1 protein-coding gene is annotated in these 655 nt (G+C 71.3%); it reads left to right on the top strand.

What is annotated here, in order from left to right; all coding sequences use genetic code 11:
• Positions 1-13: 13 nt before the first annotated feature.
• On the top strand, positions 14-655 hold a 642-nt coding region (locus OQ02_RS39210), incomplete at its 3' end, for an acyltransferase domain-containing protein (RefSeq protein WP_231500448.1).

The raw sequence follows: 655 nt of genomic DNA, 5'->3' as shown, positions 1-655 counted from the left end.
TCGGGACGAGTTGTTGGCCGGGTTGGTCGCGGTCGCGGACGGTCGGGTCGGTGTGGGGCGTCCGGGTGAGGGTGTGGTCGTCGGCCGGGTGACCGGCGCGGGCCGGGTGGGGATGGTGTTCCCGGGTCAGGGTGCGCAGTGGGCGGGGATGGCGGTGGAGTTGCTGGACACCGTGCCGGTGTTCGCGTCCCGCATCGCCGACTGCGCCCGAGCACTCGACCCGTATCTGGACTGGTCGCTGACCGACGTGCTGCGCGGGGTCGACGGCGCACCCGACCTGGACCGGGTCGACGTGGTGCAGCCGGTGTTGTTCGCGGTGATGGTGTCGCTGGCGGCGGTGTGGGAGTCGTTCGGGATCGAACCGGCGGGCGTCGTCGGCCACTCGCAGGGCGAGATCGCCGCCGCCTGCGTCGCCGGTGCCTTGTCGTTGGACGACGGTGCGCGGATCGTGGCCACCCGTAGCAGGTTGTTGTTCGAGCACACCTCCAACGCCGACGGCGCGATGCTCTCGGTGGTGGCCTCCGAAGCCGAGGTCCGAGCCCACCTCTCCACGCTGGAGGACGCGGCGTCGGTGAGTGTGTCGGCGGTGAACGGGCCGCGTTCCACCGTGGTCGCCGGGGACAGCGACACCATCGAACGGTTCGAACGGGTGCTC

The organism is Saccharothrix sp. NRRL B-16314 (assembly GCF_000716595.1).
GTDB lineage: Bacteria > Actinomycetota > Actinomycetes > Mycobacteriales > Pseudonocardiaceae > Actinosynnema.
Note: the sequence above shows the minus strand (reverse complement) of the source record. Positions and strands in the feature narration are given on the sequence as shown.